The organism is Pantoea sp. R102 (genome assembly GCF_004916815.1).
Classification (GTDB): domain Bacteria; phylum Pseudomonadota; class Gammaproteobacteria; order Enterobacterales; family Enterobacteriaceae; genus Pantoea; species Pantoea dispersa.
Genome location: NZ_SDFT01000114.1, coordinates 1 through 21,689, shown reverse-complemented (window position 1 = coordinate 21,689; position 21,689 = coordinate 1). Strand labels below are relative to the sequence as shown.

Sequence of the window (21,689 nt, the reverse complement as noted above, 5' to 3'; positions counted from 1 at the left end):
GCGGCAGCGCGGCGGGCTGCGGCGGCAGCGCTTTGCCGGTGGCCCCGAGCGGCAGCGCCAACTGCTGCTGCCAGCGCAGGCCAAACGTCGCCAGCGCGCGGTCGTGCCACGCCGGGGCGATCAGCGTGATGCCCGCGGGCAGCCCATCGGCGCGGAACGGGCCAGGCAGCGCCAGCGCGCTGAGGTCAGCCAGGTTCGTGAAGTTGGTATAGGTGCCGAACTGCGAGTTGTAGTGCACCGGCTCCTGCTGCATCTCTTCCAGCGTATGGATGGTGGGCGAGGTCGGCACCACCAGTGCATCGAACCGGGCCAGCGTCTGCTGGATCTGGCGCGTCAGTTCGGCACGCAGGTATTCGGCCTGGTACGCCTCGACGGCGCTGTACTGGCGGCCGCTGCTGACGATGCCGTACACCACCGGATCCATCTCTTCCGGGCGGTCAAGCATCTCGCCGACCGCCACGGTGCGCTCGGCGACCCACGGGCCGTAATAGAGCTGCTCTGCCAGCTGATGGAAAGGGGCGAAGTCGATAGGATGCAGCGTCGCACCGCTCGCCGTGAGCTGCTCCAGCGCACTGTGCCACGCCGCTTCCGCCTGCTGGTCACCGTAAAACTGCGGCGCGGCAGGGATCGCCAGCGAGGGTTGCGGCTGGAAACTGGCCGGTGCGCTGCGCGGCGACTGGCGCGCATAGGCATCATCGGCGTCGTAGCCGCCCGCGATGCTGGCGACGCTAAAGGCGTCGGCAACCGTCAGGGCGAACACCGAGATGGTGTCATTGAGACGGCAGGCCGGTACCACGCCGCTGGCCGAGAACCAGCCTTTGGTCGGCTTCAGCCCGACGATATTGTTAAAACCTGCCGGCACGCGGCCGGAGCCGGCGGTATCGGTGCCGAGCGAGAAGCCGACCAGGCCGCGCGCCAGCACGGACGCGGAGCCGGAGCTGGAGCCGCCGCTGACGTAGGCCGGATTAAAGGTGTTGCTCACCGCGCCATACGGCGAGCGGGTGCCAACCAGACCGGTCGCGTACTGGTCGAGGTTGGTTTTACCGATGACGATAGCGCCTGCCGCTTTCAGCCTGGCCACCACGAAGGCATCGGCCGCGGCCTGATAGGTCAGCGCCGGGCAGGCGGCGGTGGTCGGCCAGCCTGCCACGTCGATGTTGTCTTTGACGGCAAACGGCACGCCAAACAGCGGCAGGGCGGCCGGATTGCGCTGATACGCCGCCAGCAGCGGTTCAACCTGCGCCAGCAGTTGGGCCGGCGAAGCGAGGTACAGCCAGGCATTATCCTGGTTATCGAGTGCGTCGAGATGTGCGGCCAGCAGTGCAGGGATCTGCTGTGCATCCTGCTGTGCGCAACGTTGCCAATCCTGAAGCGTAAAACCGAAGGTCGATGCCATGAGTGAATTCCAGCTGGTATACGAGATGGCATTCAACAGAGCAAAGCACGTGCCAGAGTTGTAACTGAATGAAAACGCGTAGCTATTTGATGAGTAATAAGTTTTCCTGATGATTATTTGCACAATTGCGGCGCAGACGCTGAACAATCACGGTGCGCCTGGGTAAATTTTGTGAAGAACGTGGCAAGAGCCGGTTGGCCTGGTTAGCATGAAGGGAGTCCGGCATAAGCTGGAGCGCAGCAATGAGGAGAGCGGAGTGGAGAAGTGGCGTAACTGGATGATAGGGATCTGTCTGGTCAGCACGGCCGGCAGCGTGTGGGCCGATTCGCTGGATCAGCAACGACAGCGCTATGCGCAAATCAAACAGGCCTGGGACAACAAACAGATGGACCAGGTTGAGCAGCTGATGCCAACGCTGCAGGATTATCCGCTCTATCCGTACCTGCAGTACCGCCTGCTGGCGCAGGATCTCGATCAGGAGACCGGGCTGGCGGTGAAAAACTTTATTCAGCAGTATCCGACGCTGCCGCCGGCGCGTTCGCTGCAGACGCGCTTTGTTAACGTGCTGGCGCACCGGCAGGACTGGCCGGGCGTGCTCAGCTTCAGCCCGGATGAGCCAAAGCCGGTGCAGGCGCGCTGTAACTGGTACTACGCCAAATGGGCGACCGGCCAGCAGCAGGCGGCGTTTGACGGGGCCAAAGCCATCTGGCTGCGCGGGACCGCGTTACCGAACGACTGCGACAAACTGTTCTCGGTGTGGCAGGCCTCAGGGCAGCTGTCGCCGATCACCATCCTCGAACGCATCCGCCTGGCGATGAAAGCCGGCAACGACAGCCTGGTTAATTACCTGGCGAAAATGCTGCCGGCGGATTACCAAACCACCGCCAGCGCGCTGATTGCGCTGCAGCAGAATCCCCAGACCGTCACCACCTTTGCCAGCACCCTCGGCCCGACCGATTTTACCCGCATGGCCACCAGCTACGCCTTTGCCCGCGTGGCGCGTCAGGATATGGACAACGCGCGCATGATGATCCCGCAGCTGGTTCAGGCGCAGAAGATGAGTCCGGCGGAAGAGCAGGATCTGAAAGAGACGGTGGTGTGGCGCATGATGGGTGCCGATCTCACCTCGGAGCAGGCGCGCTGGCGCGATGCGGTGGTGATGAACAGCGAATCCACCGCGCTGATTGAGCGGCGCGTGCGGCTGGCGCTGAGTGAAAACGACCGTCGCGGCCTGAACACCTGGATTGCCCGTCTGCCGGTGGAAGCCAAAGAGAAAGATGAGTGGCAATACTGGCAGGCCGATTTACTGATGGCGCAGGGGCGCAAAGAGGAAGCGGAAGAGATTCTGCGTAAGCTGATGCAGCAGCGCGGTTTCTATCCGATGGTGGCGGCACAGCGTCTGGGCGTCGAGTATCCGCTGCAGGTGGATCAGGCCCCGGCGGCGGACAATAGCGTGGTGCAGGGGCCGGAGATGGCGCGCGTGCGCGAGCTGATGTACTGGGGGCTGGATAACCTGGCGCGCAGCGAGTGGGCCAACCTGATCAGCAGCAAAACTCATACCCAGCAGCAGATGCTGGCGCGCTACGCCAATGAACAGGACTGGTGGGATCTCAGCGTGCAGGCCACCATCACCGCGAAAATGTGGGACAGCCTGAAAGAGCGTTTCCCGCTGGCGTGGCGCAATCTGTATCAGCAATACACCAGCGATAAAGGCATCACGCCAAGCTACGCCATGGCGATCTCTCGTCAGGAGAGTGCGTGGAACCCGAAAGCGCGCTCACCGGTTGGCGCCAGTGGCCTGATGCAGGTGATGCCGGGCACCGCCAGCCATACCGTGAAGATGTACAACATTCCGGGTTACGTTAACAGCAGCCAGCTGCTCGATCCGCAGACCAATATTCAGATTGGTACGCAGTATCTGGAGTATGTCTATCAGCAGTTTGGTCAGAACCGCATCTTCTCTTCTGCCGCCTATAATGCCGGCCCGGGGCGGGTGCGCAGCTGGCTGAATACCAGCGGCGGCAAACTGGATGCGGTGGCGTTTATCGAAACCATTCCCTTCTCGGAAACCCGCGGCTACGTGAAAAACGTGCTGGCCTACGATGCCTATTACCGCTACTTCATGGGCAAGCCGGATAAGATTCTCGCCGACGGTGAGTGGAATCGCCGTTACTGACTGTGTTATGCTTCCGTACTCGTTAATGAGTACGGAAGCCTTCATGAGCCAACCCCTTTCCCCGCAGCCGGTTGAAGACAACTGGCTGCGTTTCATCGACCTGATGCACAACGCGTTTTCCGATGACGTAGCGCTGCCCTTGCTGCAGCTGATGATGACGCCGGATGAGCGCGAAGCCTTAGGCACGCGCCTGCGCATTATCGAAGCGTTGATCAACGGTGATATCAGTCAGCGCGAGCTGAAAAACGAATTGGGCGTCGGGATTGCCACCATCACCCGCGGATCCAATAGTCTGAAAGAGGCGCCGCCCGAGCTGAAACGCTGGCTGGAAGCGCGCCTCGGGCGCAGCTGATTACTGCTGATACAGCGGGTGAGTGAATGGACAGAGCGCCAGAATCAGGGCCTGATGATAGACACTGGAGCGGCTCAGCAGACCGTGGGTGAAGGCGCCAATCGCACCGCCCTTGTGTTTGATATTCTCCACGCCGGTTAAGCGCGCCATTTCGTCACCGAGCTCATGCCCGGCAGCCAGACCGGCCATCACCACCGGCGGCAGCGTAAAGCTGGCAGAGCGGGATTCACCGCGCTGCTGCGCATTCTCCACCACCATCCAGGCAAAGGCGCAGTCGCCTTCGATGCCGGCTTCAATCGCCACCCAGTAATCCGCCTGTGGCCGCACATGACGCGCGTTCGCCACGCGCTGGCGTGCGCCAGTTCGCGTTTCGGCATCGCTTAAGGGCTGCGCGGCGACGCCGCTCTCGACCTCGACCCCTTCAATATGGCAGGATCCTTCGCCGAAAACGTCGTTGAACGCCTGAGCAATTGCGCGGATTTTTGCCGGATTGATGGTGGCTGCGACAACATGGTACATAATTACCTGAACCCTCAAGACAAATTTGTCGCAGTATAACGGAAATTAAGCATGTTACAGGTCTATCTTGTTCGTCACGGTGAAACGGTTTGGAATGCGGCCCGACGCATTCAGGGGCAGTCCGACAGTCCGCTGACGGATAAAGGTGAGCAGCAGGCGCATCAGGTGGGCGAGCGCGTGAAATCGCTGGGCATTACTCACGTGATTGCCAGCGATTTAGGACGTACCCGGCGCACCGCGGAGATTATCGCTGATGCCTGCGGTTGTAAGGTGACGCTCGATGCCCGCCTGCGCGAGCTCAATATGGGCTGTCTGGAGCAGCGTCCGCTCGACGGCCTGACGGCGGAAGAGGAGAGCTGGCGTAAAGCGCTGGTGGATGGCACCGAAGGCGGCCGGATTCCGGGCGGCGAGTCGATGGAGGAGATGGCGACGCGCATGCATGACGCGCTCAATGCCTGTCTCGATCTGCCGGCGGGTAGCCGCCCGCTGCTGGTGAGCCACGGCATGGCGCTGGGTGTGCTGGTGAGTACCATTCTGGGGCTGCCGGCCCATGCGGAGCGCCGTTTGCGTCTGCGTAACTGCTCGATTTCGCGCGTCGATCATCAGCAAAGCGCCTGGCTCGCCGCCGGCTGGGTGGTGGAGACGGCAGGCGATGTGTCGCATCTGGATGCCCCGGCGCTGGATGAGCTGCAGCGTTAATCGCGGTAGCGCATGGCGCAGAATGACTGCGTATCGGTGCGTATCAATGATCGCGTATCGGTGCGCATGAATGCGCACCCTACGAGGGCATAGGCAATGCGCATCGGCGCAAACGTTAGGGCTTGTGGCTGCGGTTGAATCGGTGCGTATGAATGCGCACCCTACGGGAGCACGGTCAATATGCATCGGCGACAAACGGTGATGCTTCTGTAGGGTCGCCATTCATGGCGACCATCGGCACCGCCCGTTACTGCTGCGGACGAATCGGAATCAGATATTCGCAGCGAATCTCCATTGGCGGCTCGCTGCGCTTCTTGCCACCGTGCGTATAGAAGCGCTCAATATCCTGGCCCTGACGGCGCACCAGGCCGAGGGTCGGCATACAGGTGCCGTACAGCAGCAGAATAAACTCCTGCAGTGCGGTGCGCGGTCCCTGATAGCTGAACTGCACATAATCCCCGGCTTCCAGAATCACGCTCTGGTTTGACTGCATGCTCAGCGCCTGCTGGTCGGCCGGCACCGCCGTGGTGTACAGAATCTCCTGCTCATCATCCTTCTCATGGCTGGCGCGTACCTGATGCAGGCCGTACAGCACCGGCGGCACAGTATCGGTCTCCAGCAGGAACTGTTTCCAGAAGTGGATGCGCATCTCGTCGCGGTAGCTGGAGATCTGCTCCAGCGTACAGGTATAGCTTTGCGTTTGCCCCACCAGCACCGTTTCCGGCAGCGTGACAAACTGCGCCTGCGGCATCGGGTAATCATCGAGGCGAATCGGCGGGCGAATGCCGTACGAGTTCCACTCTGATGAGCGGCGATACCACGCAGGTGTCTGATTGAACTGCTTTTTAAACGCGCGGGTAAAGGTTTGCTGCGAATCGAAGCGATACTGCAGCGCAATGTCGAGGATCGGCCGGCTGGTGAGACGCAGCGCGACGGCGGCCTTGGACAGCCGGCGGGCGCGGATATACGCGCCGATGGCGTGGCCAGTAACTTCCTTGAACATTCGCTGCAGGTGCCACTTGGAATAGCCCGCTTTTAGCGCAACGTTATCGAGCGAAAGGGGTTGATCCAGATGGCTTTCCAGCCAGACAAGCAAATCGCGAATGATACCGGCTTGGTCCATAAAACATCCTCATAACTCTCTGGTGGCGCAACGATGAAGTCACCGAATAGTAGCACGAATTGCACAACGGCGCGGGGGTGGTTTGCCAGTTAACTGTGCTACATCAATGCGGGTTGAAACCCGTTAGATTTGGTTCTCGGTTCGATTAACAGTACATTACATTCACATCTATTCCGTTTGCAATGGTAACTCAATGACAATAGCTCGCAATCTTATAGTCACGCTGGCAACATTTATGTTGAGTCAGAGCGTGCTGGCCGAGGAGATCGGCTCCGTTGACACCGTATTCAAGATGTTTGGCCCCGATCATAAGATCGTGGTGGAAGCCTTCGACGACCCCGACGTTAAAAATGTAACCTGTTATATCAGCCGGGCGAAAACCGGCGGTATTAAGGGCGGACTGGGTCTGGCGGAAGATACTTCCGACGCGGCCATCTCCTGTCAGCAGGTGGGACCGATAGAGCTTAGCGATAAAATCGCGCAGGGCAAGGCGCAGGGTGAAGTGGTGTTCCGCAAACGCACTTCACTGGTGTTTAAAAAGCTGCAGGTAGTGCGCTTCTTTGACCAGAAACGTCATGCGCTGGTGTACCTGAGCTATTCGGATAAAGTGGTCGATGGCTCACCGAAAAATGCGCTGAGCGCGGTGCCGATTATGCCGTGGCACTGAGCCGATAAAAAAACGCCCTGACGGGCGTTTTTTTGTTTCGCGACGGACGCTTAATCCTGCAGCTCGCCGCAGAAGCGGTAGCCTTCGCCGTGGATAGTGGCGATGATTTCCGGCGTATCCGGCGTCGACTCAAAGTGTTTGCGGATGCGGCGAATGGTGACATCCACCGTGCGGTCATGCGGCTTCAGCTCGCGACCGGTCATCTTCTTCAGCAGGTCAGCTCGCGTCTGGATTTTGCCTGGGTTTTCACAGAAGTGCAGCATGGCGCGGAACTCACTGCGCGGCAGCTTGTACTGATCGCCGTTCGGGCTGATCAGCGAGCGGCTGTTAATATCCAGTTCCCAGCCGTTGAAGCGATAGCTCTCGACCTGACGGCGCTCTTCACTCGGCATCGCCAGATTCATGGTACGCGACAGCAGGTTGCGCGCACGAATCGTCAGCTCACGCGGATTGAACGGCTTGGTGATGTAGTCGTCGGCACCGATCTCCAGACCGAGGATTTTATCCACTTCGTTATCACGGCCAGTGAGGAACATCAGGGCGACGTTAGCCTGTTCGCGCAGTTCACGCGCCAGCAGTAAACCGTTTTTGCCCGGCAGGTTGATATCCATAATCACCAGATTGACGTCGTTATCGGTCAAAACCTGATGCATCTCGGCGCCGTCGGTGGCTTCATAGACCACGTAACCTTCGGCCTCAAAAATACTTTTGAGGGTGTTACGCGTGACCAGTTCGTCTTCAACGATAAGAATGTGCGGGGTCTGCATGTTTCGCTACCTAAAATTTGCCAACAAATCGAAAACAGGGCGTACGGCGGTTGCCATAACTGTTCCACTGAACAGTGGGCCGTTCGCAACCGGTGTACGAAATGATCTTCGGAATACACCATCCATCTACGTCAACTTCAGTGTTAGCTCAGCCAGTCAGGATGAATATTTGCGTGCCCCGTGGGTATCGGACTGGCGCTTATCCTAACCGTATTAACAGCAACCTAACAGCACCAACAACAACCGATAAGCATAAAAACAACGCTTCGTTGACTTATATCAAATGCAAGTGTAGCACGTTAACACTTTTATGAAAAACTTCTACTGGAATGCCAGCTTAGCTCACAAAAAGCAGCATTTTCGCTACATTTCAGCTGCATCAGCGCAAAAGTAAAACCTGCAGGTAATAACTTTTTAATTGCATGAAAAATAATGTTTTAATATGGGTTTAGCGCATAAATTTTGCTTATTACGCATAATTACGCCTGCCCGGCATTTTTGCCCTGTTTTAACATCCTTAACATCTTATTTTCTCAGGCCCGTGCGGTTGGTATTTTGTCGCCTGCATGCCAACATAGGTCGGGTTATTAACCGTTCGATGGAAAAATCATGCATTTCCCCCTGATCCTTGTCTCACCCGCTCGCCCGGAGAATATCGGCGCGGCCGCCCGCGCCATGAAAACCATGGGATTTAGCGAGTTGCGTATTGTCGCCAGTGACGCCTGGCAGGATCCGGCCGCGCGGCGTGTGGCCCACGGCGCCGGTGAGATTCTTGACCACGTGAAAACCTATGACACGCTGAGCGCCGCGCTGGCGGATGTCGATTTTTCCGTGGCCACGACCGCCCGCAGCCGGGCGAAGTTTCGCTATTACGCCACGCCGGCGCAGGTCGAAACCATCCTGCAGGAGAAACGTCAGTGGCTGAATCGCATCGCGCTGGTGTTTGGCCGTGAAGACAGCGGGCTGACTAATGAGGAGCTGGAACAGGTCGATCTGCTGACCGGCATTCCGATGGCGCAGGACTATCCTTCACTGAATCTCGGCCAGGCGGTGATGGTGTACTGCTATCAGCTGTCGGCGCTGCATCAGGTGGCAGCCGCGCCGGTTGAGGCGGCTAACGCGCAGCAGCTGCAGGCGCTGCGTCAGCGTTTTCATCAGCTGCTGGTGACGCTGGAGGTCAGCAATGATGCCAAGCTGGCGGACTGGATCGATCAGCGCATCGGTCTGCTGGAGCAGCGCGACAGCGCCATGCTGCACCGTTTGCTGCACGACGTAGAAAAAAAACTTATAGATAATTGCTCGGGAAAACCGGCTCCGGACAGTGAGTGATCGGGCGTCTGTGACGCTGCCTGAACGATCGCAATCCGTTTCGGCGTCTGCGGCGCAGCACTGCGCAGCAGCACCATTCGGGTGCAAAGACAAATTCGTTGACTTAACGTGCGCTTTGCTTTACTTCTGGAAGGCAGACGGACAAGACAAAGACAGACAGAAAAAATCTCAATGCGTAACCACAGCCTGAACACCACCATTATTATTACCACCACCATTACCACAGGTAACGGTGCGGGCTGACGCATACAGGAAAAACAAAAGAAAGAAGCCCGCACCTCAACAGTGCGGGCTTTTTTTTCGGCAAAAATTCAGGAGAGCTTCAATCATGCGAGTGCTGAAATTCGGCGGAACCTCGGTAGCCAATGCGGAACGTTTTCTCCGCGTGGCAGATATTCTGGAAAGCAATGCGCAACAGGGACAGGTTGCCACCGTGCTCTCTGCGCCAGCGAAAATCACCAATCATCTGGTAGCGATGATTGAGAAAACCATCAGCGGCCAGGATGCGCTGCCGAATATCAGCGATGCCGAACGCATTTTTGCCGAACTGCTGCAGGGGCTGGCCGACGCTCAGCCTGGTTTCGATTACGATGGCCTGAAAACCCGCGTTGAGCTGGAGTTTGCCCAGCTGAAACAGGTGCTGCACGGCATCAGCCTGCTGGGCCAGTGCCCGGATGCCGTGAATGCCGCCATTATCTGTCGTGGTGAGAAGTTGTCGATTGCCATCATGGAAGCGCTGCTGCAGGCGCGCGGCCACAAAGTGACGGTGATCGATCCGGTCGAGAAACTGCTGGCGGTAGGCCACTATCTTGAATCGACTGTGGATATCGCCGAATCCACCCGGCGTATCGCGGCCAGCCAGATCCCGACCGATCACATGATCCTGATGGCGGGCTTCACCGCCGGCAATGAGAAGGGCGAGCTGGTGGTGCTGGGGCGCAACGGCTCCGACTACTCGGCGGCGGTGCTGGCAGCGTGTCTGCGCGCGGACTGCTGTGAAATCTGGACCGATGTCGATGGCGTTTACACCTGCGATCCGCGTCAGGTGCCGGATGCGCGTCTGCTGAAGTCGATGTCCTATCAGGAGGCGATGGAGCTCTCCTACTTTGGCGCCAAAGTGCTGCACCCGCGCACCATCGCGCCGATTGCTCAGTTCCAGATTCCGTGCTTAATCAAAAATACCGCCAATCCTCAGGCGCCGGGCACTCTGATTGGCGGCGAAGGCGAAGTGGATGAAAATCCGGTAAAAGGCATCACCAATCTGAATAACATGGCGATGTTTAACGTCTCCGGTCCGGGCATGAAAGGGATGGTGGGCATGGCGGCGCGCGTGTTTGCCGCGATGTCGCGCACCGGCATTTCCGTGGTGCTGATTACTCAATCCTCCTCCGAATACAGCATCAGCTTCTGCGTGCCGCAGAGCGAGCAGGCGCGCGCACGTCGCGTACTGGAAGAGGAATTCTACCTCGAACTGAAAGATGGCCTGCTCGATCCGCTCGACGTGCTGGAGCAGCTGGCGGTGATTTCGGTGGTGGGCGACGGCATGCGCACGCTGCGCGGCATCTCCGCTAAATTCTTCTCGGCGCTGGCACGCGCCAACATCAATATCGTGGCGATTGCCCAGGGCTCCTCTGAGCGCTCCATTTCGGTCGTAGTCAGCAACGATGACGTCACCACCGGCGTGCGCGTGGTGCATCAGATGCTGTTCGCCACCGATCAGGTGATCGAAGTGTTTGTGGTGGGCGTCGGCGGCGTCGGCGGCGCGCTGCTTGAGCAGCTGCACCGTCAGCAGGCGTGGCTAAAGGGCAAGCATATCGATCTGCGCGTGTGCGGCATCGCCAATTCGCATGCGCTGCTGACCAACGTGCACGGCATCGACCTCAGCAACTGGAAGGCGGCGCTGGCGGAAGCCAAAGAGCCGTTTAACCTCGGCCGGCTGATTCGTCTGGTGAAAGAGTACCATCTGCTCAACCCGGTAATTGTCGACTGTACCTCCAGCCAGGCGGTGGCCGATCAATACGCAGACTTCCTCGCCGAAGGTTTCCACGTGGTCACGCCGAATAAGAAGGCCAACACCTCGTCGTGGAATTACTACCAGCAGATGCGTGCGGCGGCGGCGAAATCGCGCCGTAAGTTCCTTTACGACACCAACGTCGGTGCCGGTCTGCCGGTGATTGAAAACCTGCAGAACCTGCTGAACGCCGGCGATGAGCTGATCAAATTCTCCGGCATCCTGTCGGGCTCGCTGTCGTTTATCTTCGGCAAGCTGGATGAGGGCGTGACGCTGTCCGAAGCTACCCGCATGGCGCGCGAGCTGGGCTTTACCGAGCCGGATCCGCGTGACGACCTGTCCGGTACTGACGTGGCGCGTAAGCTGCTGATTCTGGCGCGTGAGGCGGGTCATCAGCTGGAGCTGAGCGACATCGACATCGAACCGCTGCTGCCCGCCAGCCTGACGGAGATCGCCGACGTCGATCAGTTTATGGCGCGGCTGCCGGAGCTGGACAACGCCTTTGCCGCGCGCGTTGCCAAAGCGCGTGATGAGGGTAAAGTGTTACGCTTCGTCGGCGCGATTGAAGAGGGCGGCGCCTGCAAAGTTAAAATCGATGCGGTGGACGGCAACGATCCGCTGTACAAAGTGAAGAACGGCGAGAACGCCCTGGCGTTTTACAGCCGCTATTATCAGCCGATCCCGCTGGTTCTGCGCGGATATGGCGCGGGGAATGATGTCACCGCGGCGGGTGTGTTTGCCGATTTGCTGCGCACGCTGACGTGGAAGTTGGGAGTTTAATGATGGTAAAAATTTATGCACCGGCCTCGATAGGTAACGTCAGCGTCGGCTTTGATGTGCTGGGCGCGGCGGTTTCGCCGGTGGATGGCTCGCTGCTGGGCGACTGCGTGTCGGTCGAAGCGGCAGACCAGTTTAGCCTGCAGAATAAAGGGCGCTTTGTCAGTAAACTGCCCGCCGATCCGCAGGACAACATTGTTTATCAATGCTGGCAGCGTTTCTGCCAGGCGATTGGTAAAGACGTTCCGGTGGCGATGACGCTGGAGAAAAACATGCCGATTGGCTCAGGCCTCGGTTCCAGCGCCTGCTCGGTGGTGGCCGGCCTGATGGCGATGAATGAGTTCTGCGGCCAGCCGCTTAACGACACCGAGCTGCTGGCACTGATGGGCGAGCTGGAAGGGCGCATCTCCGGCAGCGTGCACTATGACAACGTCGCGCCGTGCTTCCTCGGCGGCGTACAGCTGATGATTGAAGAGAACGGGATCATCAGCCAGGAGGTGCCGTGCTTTGATGACTGGCTGTGGGTAATGGCTTATCCGGGCATCAAAGTCTCCACGGCGGAAGCACGCGCCATCCTGCCGGCGCAGTATCGCAAGCAGGATGCCATCAAACATGGTCGTCTGCTGGCCGGCTTTATTCACGCCTGCCACACCCGTCAGCCGCTGCTGGCGGCTAAACTGATGCAGGATGTCATCGCCGAGCCGTATCGCACCAAACTGCTGCCGGGCTTTGCGGAGGCGCGTCAGGCGGCCAGCGACATTGGCGCGCTGGCCTGCGGTATTTCGGGCTCTGGCCCGACACTTTTCGCCGTTTGCAACGAGATGGCAACGGCACAGCGGATGGCGGACTGGCTGAGCCAGCACTATCTGCAGAATGAGGAAGGCTTCGTCCATATCTGCCGTCTTGATACGGCTGGCGCACGTAAACTGGGATAACGCATGAAACTCTACAACCTTAAGGATCATAACGAGCAGGTTAGCTTCGCGCAGGCCGTGAAACAGGGCCTCGGCTCGCAGCAGGGGCTGTTTTTCCCGCTGGAACTGCCGGAATTCGAGCTGACCGACATTGATGCGATGCTGGAGATGGATTTCGTCAGCCGCAGCAGCAAGATTCTCTCTGCTTACATCGGCGATGAAATTGCCGCGCACCAGCTGGCCGAGCGCGTGAAGAACGCCTTTGCCTTCCCGGCACCGGTGAGCCAGGTGAGCGACGATGTGGCCTGCCTGGAACTGTTCCACGGTCCGACACTGGCGTTTAAAGATTTCGGCGGGCGCTTTATGGCGCAGATGCTGTCGTACGTGTCTGGCGCGGATGAGCAGATCACCATTCTGACCGCGACCTCCGGCGATACCGGCGCAGCGGTGGCGCACGCGTTCTACGGCATGGAAAACGTGCGCGTGGTCATCCTGTATCCGCAGGGCAAAATCAGCCCGCTGCAGGAGAAGCTGTTCTGTACGCTGGGCGGCAACATCGAAACCATCGCTATCGACGGCGACTTCGATGCCTGTCAGGCGCTGGTGAAGCAGGCGTTTGATGACGAAGAGCTGAAGAAAGCCATCGGCCTGAATTCCGCAAACTCCATCAACATCAGCCGTCTGCTGGCACAGATTTGCTATTACTTCGAAGCGGTGGCGCAGCTGCCGCAGGAGAAACGCAATCAGCTGGTGGTGTCGGTGCCGAGCGGCAACTTCGGCGATCTCACGGCCGGTCTGCTGGCGAAATCGCTCGGTCTGCCGATCAAGCGCTTTATCGCCGCGACCAATGCTAACGATACCGTGCCGCGCTTCCTCGCCGACGGTCAGTGGCAGCCGAACGCGACCGTGGCAACGCTGTCGAACGCGATGGATGTCAGCCAGCCTAACAACTGGCCGCGCGTGGAAGAGCTGTTCCGCCGCAAAACCTGGCGCCTGACCGATCTGGCTTACGGCGCGGTGTCGGATGAGACCACCAAAGCCACCATGCGCGAGCTGGCAGAGCTGGGTTACCTGTCAGAACCGCACGCGGCGATTGCCTATCGTCTGCTGCGCGATCAGCTGCAGGAAGGGGAGTTTGGCCTGTTCCTCGGCACTGCGCATCCGGCGAAGTTTAAGGAGAGCGTGGAAGAGATTCTCGGCCAGCCGCTGCCGCTGCCGGAAGCGCTGGCCGCGCGCGCCGATTTGCCGCTGCTGTCGCATGCCATGAAGGCGGATTTCGCCGCGCTGCGGGCGTTTTTGCTGAAGTAAATACCCAACGGGCCGGTCACATCGGCCCGTTATGCATTTTTCTGGCGGCGCGATTTAACGCGCGGGTTTTTAACAGACGCGCAATGATTTGCGCCGCTACGATTCAGGTGAAGCTGGCGTTATTGCTCGCGGCGCTTAAATACCAGCTCGTTACCCTTACTCTCCGCCGCATCAAAGAAATAACCGTCAACATCAAACTTCTTCAGCTGCGTTGGTTTCGTCAGGCGCTTCTCAATCACGTAACGGCTCATCAGCCCGCGCGCCTTTTTGGCGTAGAAACTGATCACCTTGAACTTACCGTTTTTCTCATCAAGGAACACCGGCTTAACCAGCTCGGCATTCAGCTGCTTCGGCTTGATGGCTTTGAAATACTCATCGGAGGCGAGGTTGATCAGCACGTCATCGCCCTGTTCCGCCAGCGCGTCGTTGAGCTTTTGCGTCAGCAGGTCGCCCCAGAAGCTGTAGAGATCTTTGCCGGCCGGATTCGCCAGTTTGATGCCCATCTCTAAACGGTACGGCTGCATCAAATCCAGCGGGCGCAGCAGGCCGTACAGCCCCGAAAGCATGCGCAGGTGTTTTTGGGCAAAATCAAAGTCGGCTTCGCTGAAGGTCTCGGCCTGCAAACCGGTATAAACATCACCTTTGAAGGCCAGAATTGCCTGCCGCGCATTATCGGGTGAGAAGGGCGGCTGCCACTGGCTGAAACGGTCGGCGTTGAGGTGCGCCAGTTTGTCGCTGATGCCCATCAGCGAAGCGATTTGCGCCGGGGAAAGATCGCGCGCCACGTCAATCAGCTGCTGTGATTTTTCTAACAGCGCCGGTTGGGTAAACCGTGACGTTGCCAGCGGGCTTTCATAATCCAGTGTCTTGGCTGGCGAGATAACCATCAGCATTGTGTCTGTCCTCTTTGACCCGCTGTTTTCAGGGGATGGATGGGAAAAATGTCGCGACGAGTGTAGCAAAAAAGCTGCACGGATCGGCAAATCGCTCCCATTTGTTAGCGCTATCGTAAAGGGCACGCGGCGATGTTGCGCCGCTTAGCCTGCGTGATATTATCGCAACAGCCTTTTACACCCTGACAGTCAACTTAAGAGAAAAGAGAACCATGACGGACAAACTTACTTCCTTGCGTCAGCTGACTACTGTGGTCGCCGACACCGGTGATATCGCGGCAATGAAACTCTACCAACCGCAGGATGCCACCACTAACCCTTCTTTGATCCTCAACGCTGCGCAAATCCCTGAATACCGCAAACTGATTGACGAAGCCATTAGCTGGGCACGTCAGCAGAGCAGCAACAAAGAAGAGCAGCTGGCGCTGGTTTCTGACAAGCTGGCCGTCAACATTGGTCTGGAAATTCTCAAACTGATCCCGGGACGTATCTCTACTGAAGTTGACGCGCGTCTCTCTTACGACACCGAAGCGAGCATCGCGAAAGCACGCAGCCTGATCAAGCTGTACAACGATGCCGGCATCAGCAACGATCGTATTCTGATCAAACTGGCCTCAACCTGGCAGGGCATCCGCGCGGCGGAGCAGCTGGAGAAAGAAGGCATCAACTGTAACCTGACGCTGCTGTTCTCCTTCGCCCAGGCGCGTGCCTGTGCCGAAGCGGGCGTGTTCCTGATTTCGCCATTTGTTGGCCGTATCCTCGACTGGTACAAGCAGAACACCGACAAGAAAGAGTACGCAGCGCATGAAGATCCAGGCGTGGTATCCGTGTCTGAAATCTACAACTACTACAAGCAGCACGGCTATGAAACCGTGGTGATGGGCGCCAGCTTCCGTAACGTCGGCGAAATCATTGAGCTGGCCGGTTGCGACCGCCTGACTATCTCCCCAGGCCTGCTGAAAGAGCTGGCCGAGAGCGAAGGCAGCGTAGAGCGTAAACTGAGCTACAGCGGCGAAGTGAAAGCGCGTCCGGCTAAAATGACCGAAGCGGAATTCCTGTGGCAGCACAACCAGGATCCAATGGCGGTGACCAAACTGGCCGAAGGTATCCGCAACTTTGCCATCGACCAGGGCAAACTTGAGAAGATGATCGCCGAACTGCTGTAAGGTGATGTGCCGTGGCGGCTGCCGGTCGCCACGGTTTTCGCGTTTCCCTCGCTGATGCTTTGTATTATCCTTTCTGCCATTCCCCTTTTTCTCACCGCCCCGCGGTCAACACAGCGATAACTCTATGGATACTTTACGTATTGGCTTAATTTCCGTGTCCGATCGGGCCGCTAACGGCATCTATCAGGATCAGGGCATTCCGGCGCTGGAAAGCTGGCTTAGCGCTGCGCTGGCGACACCGTTTGAGATTGACACCCGCCTGGTTCCGGATGAACAGCCGATGATTGAGCAGGCGATTTGCGAGCTGGTCGACGAACGTTTTTGCCACCTGGTGCTGACCACTGGCGGTACCGGTCCGGCCCGGCGCGACGTCACGCCGGATGCGACTCTGGCGGTAGCCGACCGCGAGATGCCCGGCTTTGGCGAGCAGATGCGGCAGATCAGCCTGCAGTTTGTGCCGACCGCGATTCTGTCACGCCAGGTGGGCGTGATCCGCAAGCAGTCGCTGATCCTCAATCTGCCAGGACAGCCAAAATCGATTAAAGAGACGCTGGAAGGGTTGAAAGCGGATGATGGCACGGTGAAAGTGCCAGGTATCTTCGCGGCTGTACCCTATTGTTTACAGCTGCTGGAAGGGCCTTACGTCGAAACCCACCCGGAAGTAGTAGCAGCTTTTCGCCCGAAAAGCGCACGGCGTGAGACAAACGTCTGAAAATTGCCGTTTTCAGGCATAAAATGCAGAGTGACTGGTGTGGCAAAATATTGACGGTATAGTAACTGAAGCTTTACAACTATACTGACATGGCCTCTGGATACCGCACTCTTATGGATTCGCTGACAACGCGTCAACTCAACCGCCAGGACTACAAAACCCTGGCGCTGGCTGCCCTGGGCGGGGCGCTGGAATTCTACGATTTTATCATCTTCGTCTTCTTCGCTGCGGTGATTGGCGAGCTGTTCTTTCCGCCAGACATCCCGGAATGGCTGCGTCAGGTGCAGACGTTTGCCATCTTCGCCGCCGGTTATCTGGCGCGCCCGCTGGGCGGCATCATCATGGCGCACTTTGGCGACAAAGTCGGGCGTAAGAAGATGTTCAGCCTGAGCATTCTGCTGATGGCGTTGCCGACGCTGGCGATGGGCGCGCTGCCCACCTTCGCCAGCATTGGCATTGCCGCACCGTTACTGATGCTGCTGATGCGCGTATTGCAGGGCGCGGCCATAGGCGGTGAGGTGCCGGGCGCGTGGGTGTTTGTTGCGGAGCATGTGCCGGAGAAGCGCATCGGCTTTGCCTGCGGCACGCTGACTGCAGGCTTAACCGCCGGCATTCTGCTCGGTTCGCTGGTGGCGACGGTGCTGAATACTTCGCTCTCGCCGGCGGCGATACGCGATCACGGCTGGCGCATTCCTTTCTTCCTCGGCGGCCTGTTTGGCCTGCTGGCGATGTATCTGCGTCGCTGGCTGCATGAAACCCCGGTATTTCGTCAGATGCAGCAGCGCAAAGCGCTGGCGGAAAAGCTGCCGCTACAGACCATCCTCGCCAGCCATAAGCGCGGCATTGCGGTGTCGATGCTGCTTACCTGGCTATTATCAGCCTGTATTGTGGTGGTGATTCTGATGGCGCCGACGCTGATGCAGAAGCAGCATGGCGTGCCGGCGGCGCTCAGTCTGCAGGCCAACAGTTTCGCGACCGTGATGCTGTTGATCGGCTGCGTGCTGGCGGGCTGGATTGTCGATCGCTACGGTGCGGCGCGTACCTTACTGATTGGTTCGCTGCTGCTGGCGCTGTGCAGCTGGAGCTTTTTCCAGCAGCTTGGCGGCACGCCGCAGATGCTGTTCATCTGGTACGGTCTGGCGGGACTGAGCGTGGGCGTGGTCGGCGTGGTGCCGTTTGTTATGGTGCGGGCGTTTCCGGCGGCGGTGCGCTTCACCGGCATTTCCTTCTCCTACAACGTGTCGTATGCCATCTTTGGCGGTCTGACGCCGATCAGTGTGACGCTGATGATGTCGCTGACGCCGATGGCGCCGGCCTGGTACGTGCTGGCGCTGGCGCTGATCGGCATGCTGGTGGCGCTGTGGTTATGGCATGACAGCCGCCAGGCTAATGCGCAGCTGGATGTCTCGCTGCATTCATCGTAATGACAGCGCGCGGAGCAGCATGGCGGCTCCGCGCGCCGTTGATTACTCGCCAATCGGCAACACGCTGCGCTCAAACTTCTCGTTCAGCACTTCGCCCATCGCCAGATAAAAGGCGCTGGCACCACAGACGATGCCCACCCAGCCGGCGATGCGCAGCAGCGCCGCGTGATCCAGCAGATGACCGATAGCCAGCAGCGCAAACAGCAGCGTCAGGCTGGCAAACACAAACTGCAGCATTTTTGCGGCCCGCAGCGTGCCAAAGAACAGAAACAGCGTGAAGATACCCCACAGCGCCAGATAAGCGCCGAGGAAATGGCCATCGGCGGCCGCGGCCAGTCCCATTTTTGGCAGCAGCAAAATCGCCACCAGCGTCAGCCAGAAGCTGCCGTACGAGGTAAAGGCGGTCAGGCCGAAGGTGTTGCCTTTTTTATACTCCAGCAGCCCGGCAAGGATTTGCGCGATGCCGCCGTAAAAGAGGCCCATCGCCAGGATAATCACATCCATTTCAAACAGACCGGTGTTGTGTAAGTTGAGCAGGATGGTGGTCATACCAAAACCCATCAGGCCCAGTGGGGCGGGATTCGCCAGCGTGGTGTTGCCCATAATTCCTCAGCAGCAGCGTTATTGTTTATTGGTTTAACGCCCGCGCCAACAGCGGTGGGGCGCGGGGCGCTGCATCATAATCAGGTGGCTTTTGCCGCACTTTGATCTCACGCGGTAAGAGAATCTAAATTTTTTTTAGTTTTAACCCTTGATGCGCTTCGAAGCGGCCCCATCTAGTTGTCATCAAGCATTGTGAGGCAGCAAAAAAATCTGCCGCAGCAGTTGAAAGTGGTCAGCGTGACCGCATCTCTGCTTCACAACCCAATTTGGCAAAGAATTTAAGTGGGAGACGTTTAGATGGGTAAGATTATTGGTATTGACCTGGGTACAACCAACTCATGTGTGGCGATTATGGACGGTGGCAAAGCACGCGTGCTTGAAAACGCCGAAGGCGATCGCACCACACCGTCAATCATTGCATATACCGGGGATGGCGAAACTCTGGTCGGTCAACCGGCTAAACGTCAGGCGGTGACCAATCCGCAGAACACCCTGTTTGCAATCAAACGCCTGATCGGCCGTCGTTTCCAGGACGAAGAAGTGCAGCGTGATATCAAAATCATGCCGTACAAAATCATCGGTTCTGACAACGGTGACGCATGGCTGGACGTGAAAGGCCAGAAAATGGCACCGCCGCAGATCTCTGCAGAAGTGCTGAAAAAAATGAAGAAAACCGCGGAAGATTTCCTCGGTGAGCCGGTAACCGAAGCGGTTATTACCGTTCCAGCTTACTTCAACGATGCGCAGCGTCAGGCGACCAAAGACGCCGGCCGTATCGCGGGTCTGGACGTAAAACGTATCATCAACGAACCGACCGCAGCGGCACTGGCGTACGGCCTGGATAAAGGTCAGGGTAACCGCACCATCGCGGTATATGACCTGGGTGGCGGTACCTTCGATATCTCTATCATTGAGATCGACGAAGTCGACGGCGAGAAAACCTTTGAAGTACTGGCGACCAACGGTGATACCCACCTGGGTGGTGAAGACTTCGACAGCCGTCTGATCAACTACCTGGTTGCCGAATTCAAGAAAGATCAGGGCATCGATCTGCACAACGATCCGCTGGCGATGCAGCGCCTGAAAGAAGCGGCAGAGAAAGCGAAAATCGAGCTCTCTTCTGCGCAGCAGACCGACGTTAACCTGCCGTACATCACGGCGGATGCGACTGGTCCTAAGCACCTGAACATTAAAGTGACCCGCGCGAAGCTGGAATCACTGGTGGAAGATCTGGTTACCCGTTCGATTGAGCCGCTGAAAGTGGCGCTTAACGACGCTGGCCTGTCGGTTTCTGACATCAACGACGTGATCCTGGTCGGTGGTCAGACGCGTATGCCAATGGTGCAGGCGAAAGTGGCGGAGTTCTTCGGTAAAGAGCCACGTAAAGACGTGAACCCGGACGAAGCGGTCGCTGTGGGTGCTGCGGTACAGGGCGGCGTGCTGGCTGGTGAAGTAAAAGACGTTCTGCTGCTGGACGTGACCCCGCTGTCGCTGGGTATCGAAACCATGGGTGGCGTGATGACGTCGCTGATCAGCAAGAACACCACGATCCCAACCAAGCACAGCCAGGTGTTCTCGACTGCTGAAGACAACCAGTCTGCCGTGACCATTCACGTGCTGCAGGGTGAGCGTAAGCGTTCGGCGGATAACAAATCGCTGGGCCAGTTCAACCTCGACGGTATTCAGCCTGCGCCGCGCGGTATGCCACAGATCGAAGTGACCTTCGACATCGATGCTGACGGTATTCTGCACGTGTCTGCGAAGGACAAAAACAGCGGGAAAGAGCAGAAGATCACCATCAAAGCTTCTTCTGGCCTGAACGAGGAAGAGATCGAAAAAATGGTTCGTGACGCGGAAGCTAACGCCGAGTCAGACCGTAAATTCGAAGAGCTGGTGCAGACGCGTAACCAGGGCGACCAGATTGCGCACAGCACGCGTAAGCAGCTGGACGAAGCCGGTGACAAACTGTCAGCGGAAGACAAAGCACCGATCGAGTCTGCCCTGAACGAGCTGAACACCGCGCTGAAAGGCGAAGATAAAGCAGAAATCGAAGCCAAAATGCAGGCGCTGATGGAAGTGTCCAGCAAGCTGATGGAACTGGCGCAGCAGCAGGCTCAGGCCGGCGCAGCGGATGCCGGCGACGCTTCGGCGAAGAAAGATGACGACGTTGTCGACGCTGAATTCGAAGAAGTGAAAGATAAAAAATAATTGCCCCTGACCGGGCGCGACGGCTGGCCTGACAGCCGTTGAAACCAGCACGGGCGTCGGAGATCTCTCCACGCCCGTGCGATCATGTTAAGGGCAGAGAAAAATGGCTAAGAGTGATTTTTACGAGATCTTAGGCGTCTCAAAATCCGCCGATGAGCGCGAAATCAAAAAGGCCTATAAGCGCCTGGCGATGAAGTATCACCCGGACCGTAATCCGGGCGATAAAGAGGCCGAGACGAAATTCAAAGAGGTCAAGGAAGCCTACGAGATCCTCACCGATGCGCAGAAGCGTGCAGCTTACGATCAGTACGGTCATGCGGCGTTTGAGCAGGGCGGTGGTGGCGGCTTCGGCGGCGGCTTTGGTGGCGGCGGTGCCGACTTCAGCGATATCTTTGGCGACGTGTTCGGCGATATCTTTGGTGGTGGTCGCCGTCAGCGCGCCTCACGCGGCGCCGATTTACGCTACAACATGGAACTGACGCTGGAAGAAGCGGTACGCGGCGTGACCAAAGAGATCCGCATTCCAACGCTGGAAGAGTGTGATGTCTGCCACGGCAGCGGCGCCAAAGCGGGCACCCAGCCGCAGACCTGTCCGACCTGTCACGGTGCGGGCCAGGTACAGATGCGTCAGGGCTTCTTTACCGT

General features: G+C 58.2%; 20 protein-coding genes and 1 other annotated feature. Of the genes, 14 read left to right on the top strand and 6 right to left on the bottom strand.

Annotation, left to right across the window (positions count from 1 at the left end):
- A partial coding sequence (atzF, locus tag ERD80_RS12675; protein ID WP_136547125.1) for an allophanate hydrolase occupies positions 1-1,396 on the bottom strand: 1,396 nt, incomplete at its 3' end.
- A 256-nt stretch (positions 1,397-1,652) separates the two neighbouring features.
- Between atzF and sltY the strand changes: the two genes are divergently transcribed.
- Both sltY and trpR read left to right on the top strand, forming a co-directional pair.
- On the top strand, positions 1,653-3,572 hold the full coding sequence (gene sltY / locus ERD80_RS12670) for a murein transglycosylase (protein ID WP_058771515.1): 1,920 nt from the start codon (positions 1,653-1,655) through the stop codon (positions 3,570-3,572).
- Between the two features lie 43 nt (positions 3,573-3,615).
- The gene (gene trpR, locus ERD80_RS12665; RefSeq protein WP_021508685.1) at positions 3,616-3,924 is read left to right on the top strand and encodes a trp operon repressor; all 309 of its coding nucleotides are present in this window, start codon (positions 3,616-3,618) and stop codon (positions 3,922-3,924) included.
- Here trpR and yjjX read toward each other — a convergent pair whose 3' ends face one another.
- A complete protein-coding gene (gene yjjX, locus ERD80_RS12660; RefSeq protein ID WP_021508686.1) occupies positions 3,925-4,443 on the bottom strand; it encodes an inosine/xanthosine triphosphatase in 519 nt (172 codons plus the stop codon). It lies immediately after the preceding gene.
- Positions 4,444-4,494: 51 nt separating this feature from the next.
- Here yjjX and gpmB point away from each other — a divergent pair, with 51 nt between their 5' ends.
- Positions 4,495-5,142 (top strand): 2,3-diphosphoglycerate-dependent phosphoglycerate mutase GpmB, encoded by a 648-nt coding sequence (gene gpmB / locus ERD80_RS12655; protein WP_136547123.1) that lies wholly within the window; start codon positions 4,495-4,497, stop codon positions 5,140-5,142.
- Between the two features lie 247 nt (positions 5,143-5,389).
- Here gpmB and robA read toward each other — a convergent pair whose 3' ends face one another.
- Positions 5,390-6,265 (bottom strand): MDR efflux pump AcrAB transcriptional activator RobA, encoded by an 876-nt coding sequence (gene robA, locus ERD80_RS12650; protein ID WP_021508651.1) that lies wholly within the window; start codon positions 6,263-6,265, stop codon positions 5,390-5,392.
- Positions 6,266-6,458: 193 nt separating this feature from the next.
- Between robA and creA the strand changes: the two genes are divergently transcribed.
- A complete protein-coding gene (gene creA / locus ERD80_RS12645; protein ID WP_022548913.1) occupies positions 6,459-6,932 on the top strand; it encodes a protein CreA in 474 nt (157 codons plus the stop codon).
- Between the two features lie 50 nt (positions 6,933-6,982).
- Here creA and arcA read toward each other — a convergent pair whose 3' ends face one another.
- A complete protein-coding gene (gene arcA, locus ERD80_RS12640; protein WP_021508652.1) occupies positions 6,983-7,699 on the bottom strand; it encodes a two-component system response regulator ArcA in 717 nt (238 codons plus the stop codon).
- Positions 7,700-8,308: 609 nt separating this feature from the next.
- Between arcA and ERD80_RS12635 the strand changes: the two genes are divergently transcribed.
- The 5 genes from ERD80_RS12635 (at position 8,309) to thrC (ending at position 14,038) form a co-directional block, all read left to right on the top strand.
- A complete protein-coding gene (locus ERD80_RS12635; RefSeq protein ID WP_031279901.1) occupies positions 8,309-9,028 on the top strand; it encodes a tRNA/rRNA methyltransferase in 720 nt (239 codons plus the stop codon).
- Positions 9,029-9,199: 171 nt separating this feature from the next.
- Positions 9,200-9,271, top strand: a complete 72-nt coding sequence (gene thrL / locus ERD80_RS22665; protein ID WP_128601299.1) for a thr operon leader peptide — start codon at positions 9,200-9,202, stop codon at positions 9,269-9,271.
- Positions 9,207-9,330, top strand: a sequence feature (Thr leader region). Its footprint overlaps the gene before it by 65 nt.
- 26 nt (positions 9,331-9,356) lie before the next feature.
- Positions 9,357-11,819, top strand: a complete 2,463-nt coding sequence (gene thrA / locus ERD80_RS12625) for a bifunctional aspartate kinase/homoserine dehydrogenase I (RefSeq protein WP_058781607.1) — start codon at positions 9,357-9,359, stop codon at positions 11,817-11,819.
- A 2-nt stretch (positions 11,820-11,821) separates the two neighbouring features.
- Entirely contained in the window at positions 11,822-12,751 is a 930-nt protein-coding gene (gene thrB, locus ERD80_RS12620) for a homoserine kinase (protein ID WP_031279903.1), read from the top strand.
- Positions 12,752-12,754: 3 nt separating this feature from the next.
- Positions 12,755-14,038 carry a threonine synthase gene (gene thrC, locus ERD80_RS12615; protein WP_021508656.1) on the top strand — a complete coding sequence of 428 codons (1,284 nt, stop codon included), beginning with the start codon at positions 12,755-12,757 and terminating at the stop codon, positions 14,036-14,038.
- Between the two features lie 119 nt (positions 14,039-14,157).
- On the opposite strand, the gene yaaA is transcribed toward thrC, so the two are convergent.
- Positions 14,158-14,931 (bottom strand): peroxide stress protein YaaA, encoded by a 774-nt coding sequence (gene yaaA, locus ERD80_RS12610; protein ID WP_058757132.1) that lies wholly within the window; start codon positions 14,929-14,931, stop codon positions 14,158-14,160.
- A 212-nt stretch (positions 14,932-15,143) separates the two neighbouring features.
- Between yaaA and tal the strand changes: the two genes are divergently transcribed.
- From tal to ERD80_RS12595, 3 genes are all read left to right on the top strand, one after another.
- Positions 15,144-16,097 (top strand): transaldolase, encoded by a 954-nt coding sequence (gene tal, locus ERD80_RS12605; protein ID WP_058757131.1) that lies wholly within the window; start codon positions 15,144-15,146, stop codon positions 16,095-16,097.
- 124 nt (positions 16,098-16,221) lie between these two features.
- Positions 16,222-16,809, top strand: a complete 588-nt coding sequence (gene mog / locus ERD80_RS12600; RefSeq protein WP_021508659.1) for a molybdopterin adenylyltransferase — start codon at positions 16,222-16,224, stop codon at positions 16,807-16,809.
- Positions 16,810-16,922: 113 nt separating this feature from the next.
- Positions 16,923-18,233, top strand: a complete 1,311-nt coding sequence (locus ERD80_RS12595) for an MFS transporter (RefSeq protein ID WP_136547122.1) — start codon at positions 16,923-16,925, stop codon at positions 18,231-18,233.
- Between the two features lie 42 nt (positions 18,234-18,275).
- Here the strand turns inward: ERD80_RS12595 and satP are convergent, their stop codons facing one another.
- Positions 18,276-18,836, bottom strand: a complete 561-nt coding sequence (gene satP, locus ERD80_RS12590) for an acetate uptake transporter (protein ID WP_136547120.1) — start codon at positions 18,834-18,836, stop codon at positions 18,276-18,278.
- A 297-nt stretch (positions 18,837-19,133) separates the two neighbouring features.
- Between satP and dnaK the strand changes: the two genes are divergently transcribed.
- Positions 19,134-21,044, top strand: coding sequence for a molecular chaperone DnaK (gene dnaK, locus ERD80_RS12585; protein ID WP_021508662.1), 1,911 nt, complete (start codon positions 19,134-19,136; stop codon positions 21,042-21,044).
- A 103-nt stretch (positions 21,045-21,147) separates the two neighbouring features.
- The coding region (locus ERD80_RS12580; protein WP_168926274.1) for a DnaJ domain-containing protein at positions 21,148-21,689 on the top strand (542 nt) is incomplete at its 3' end.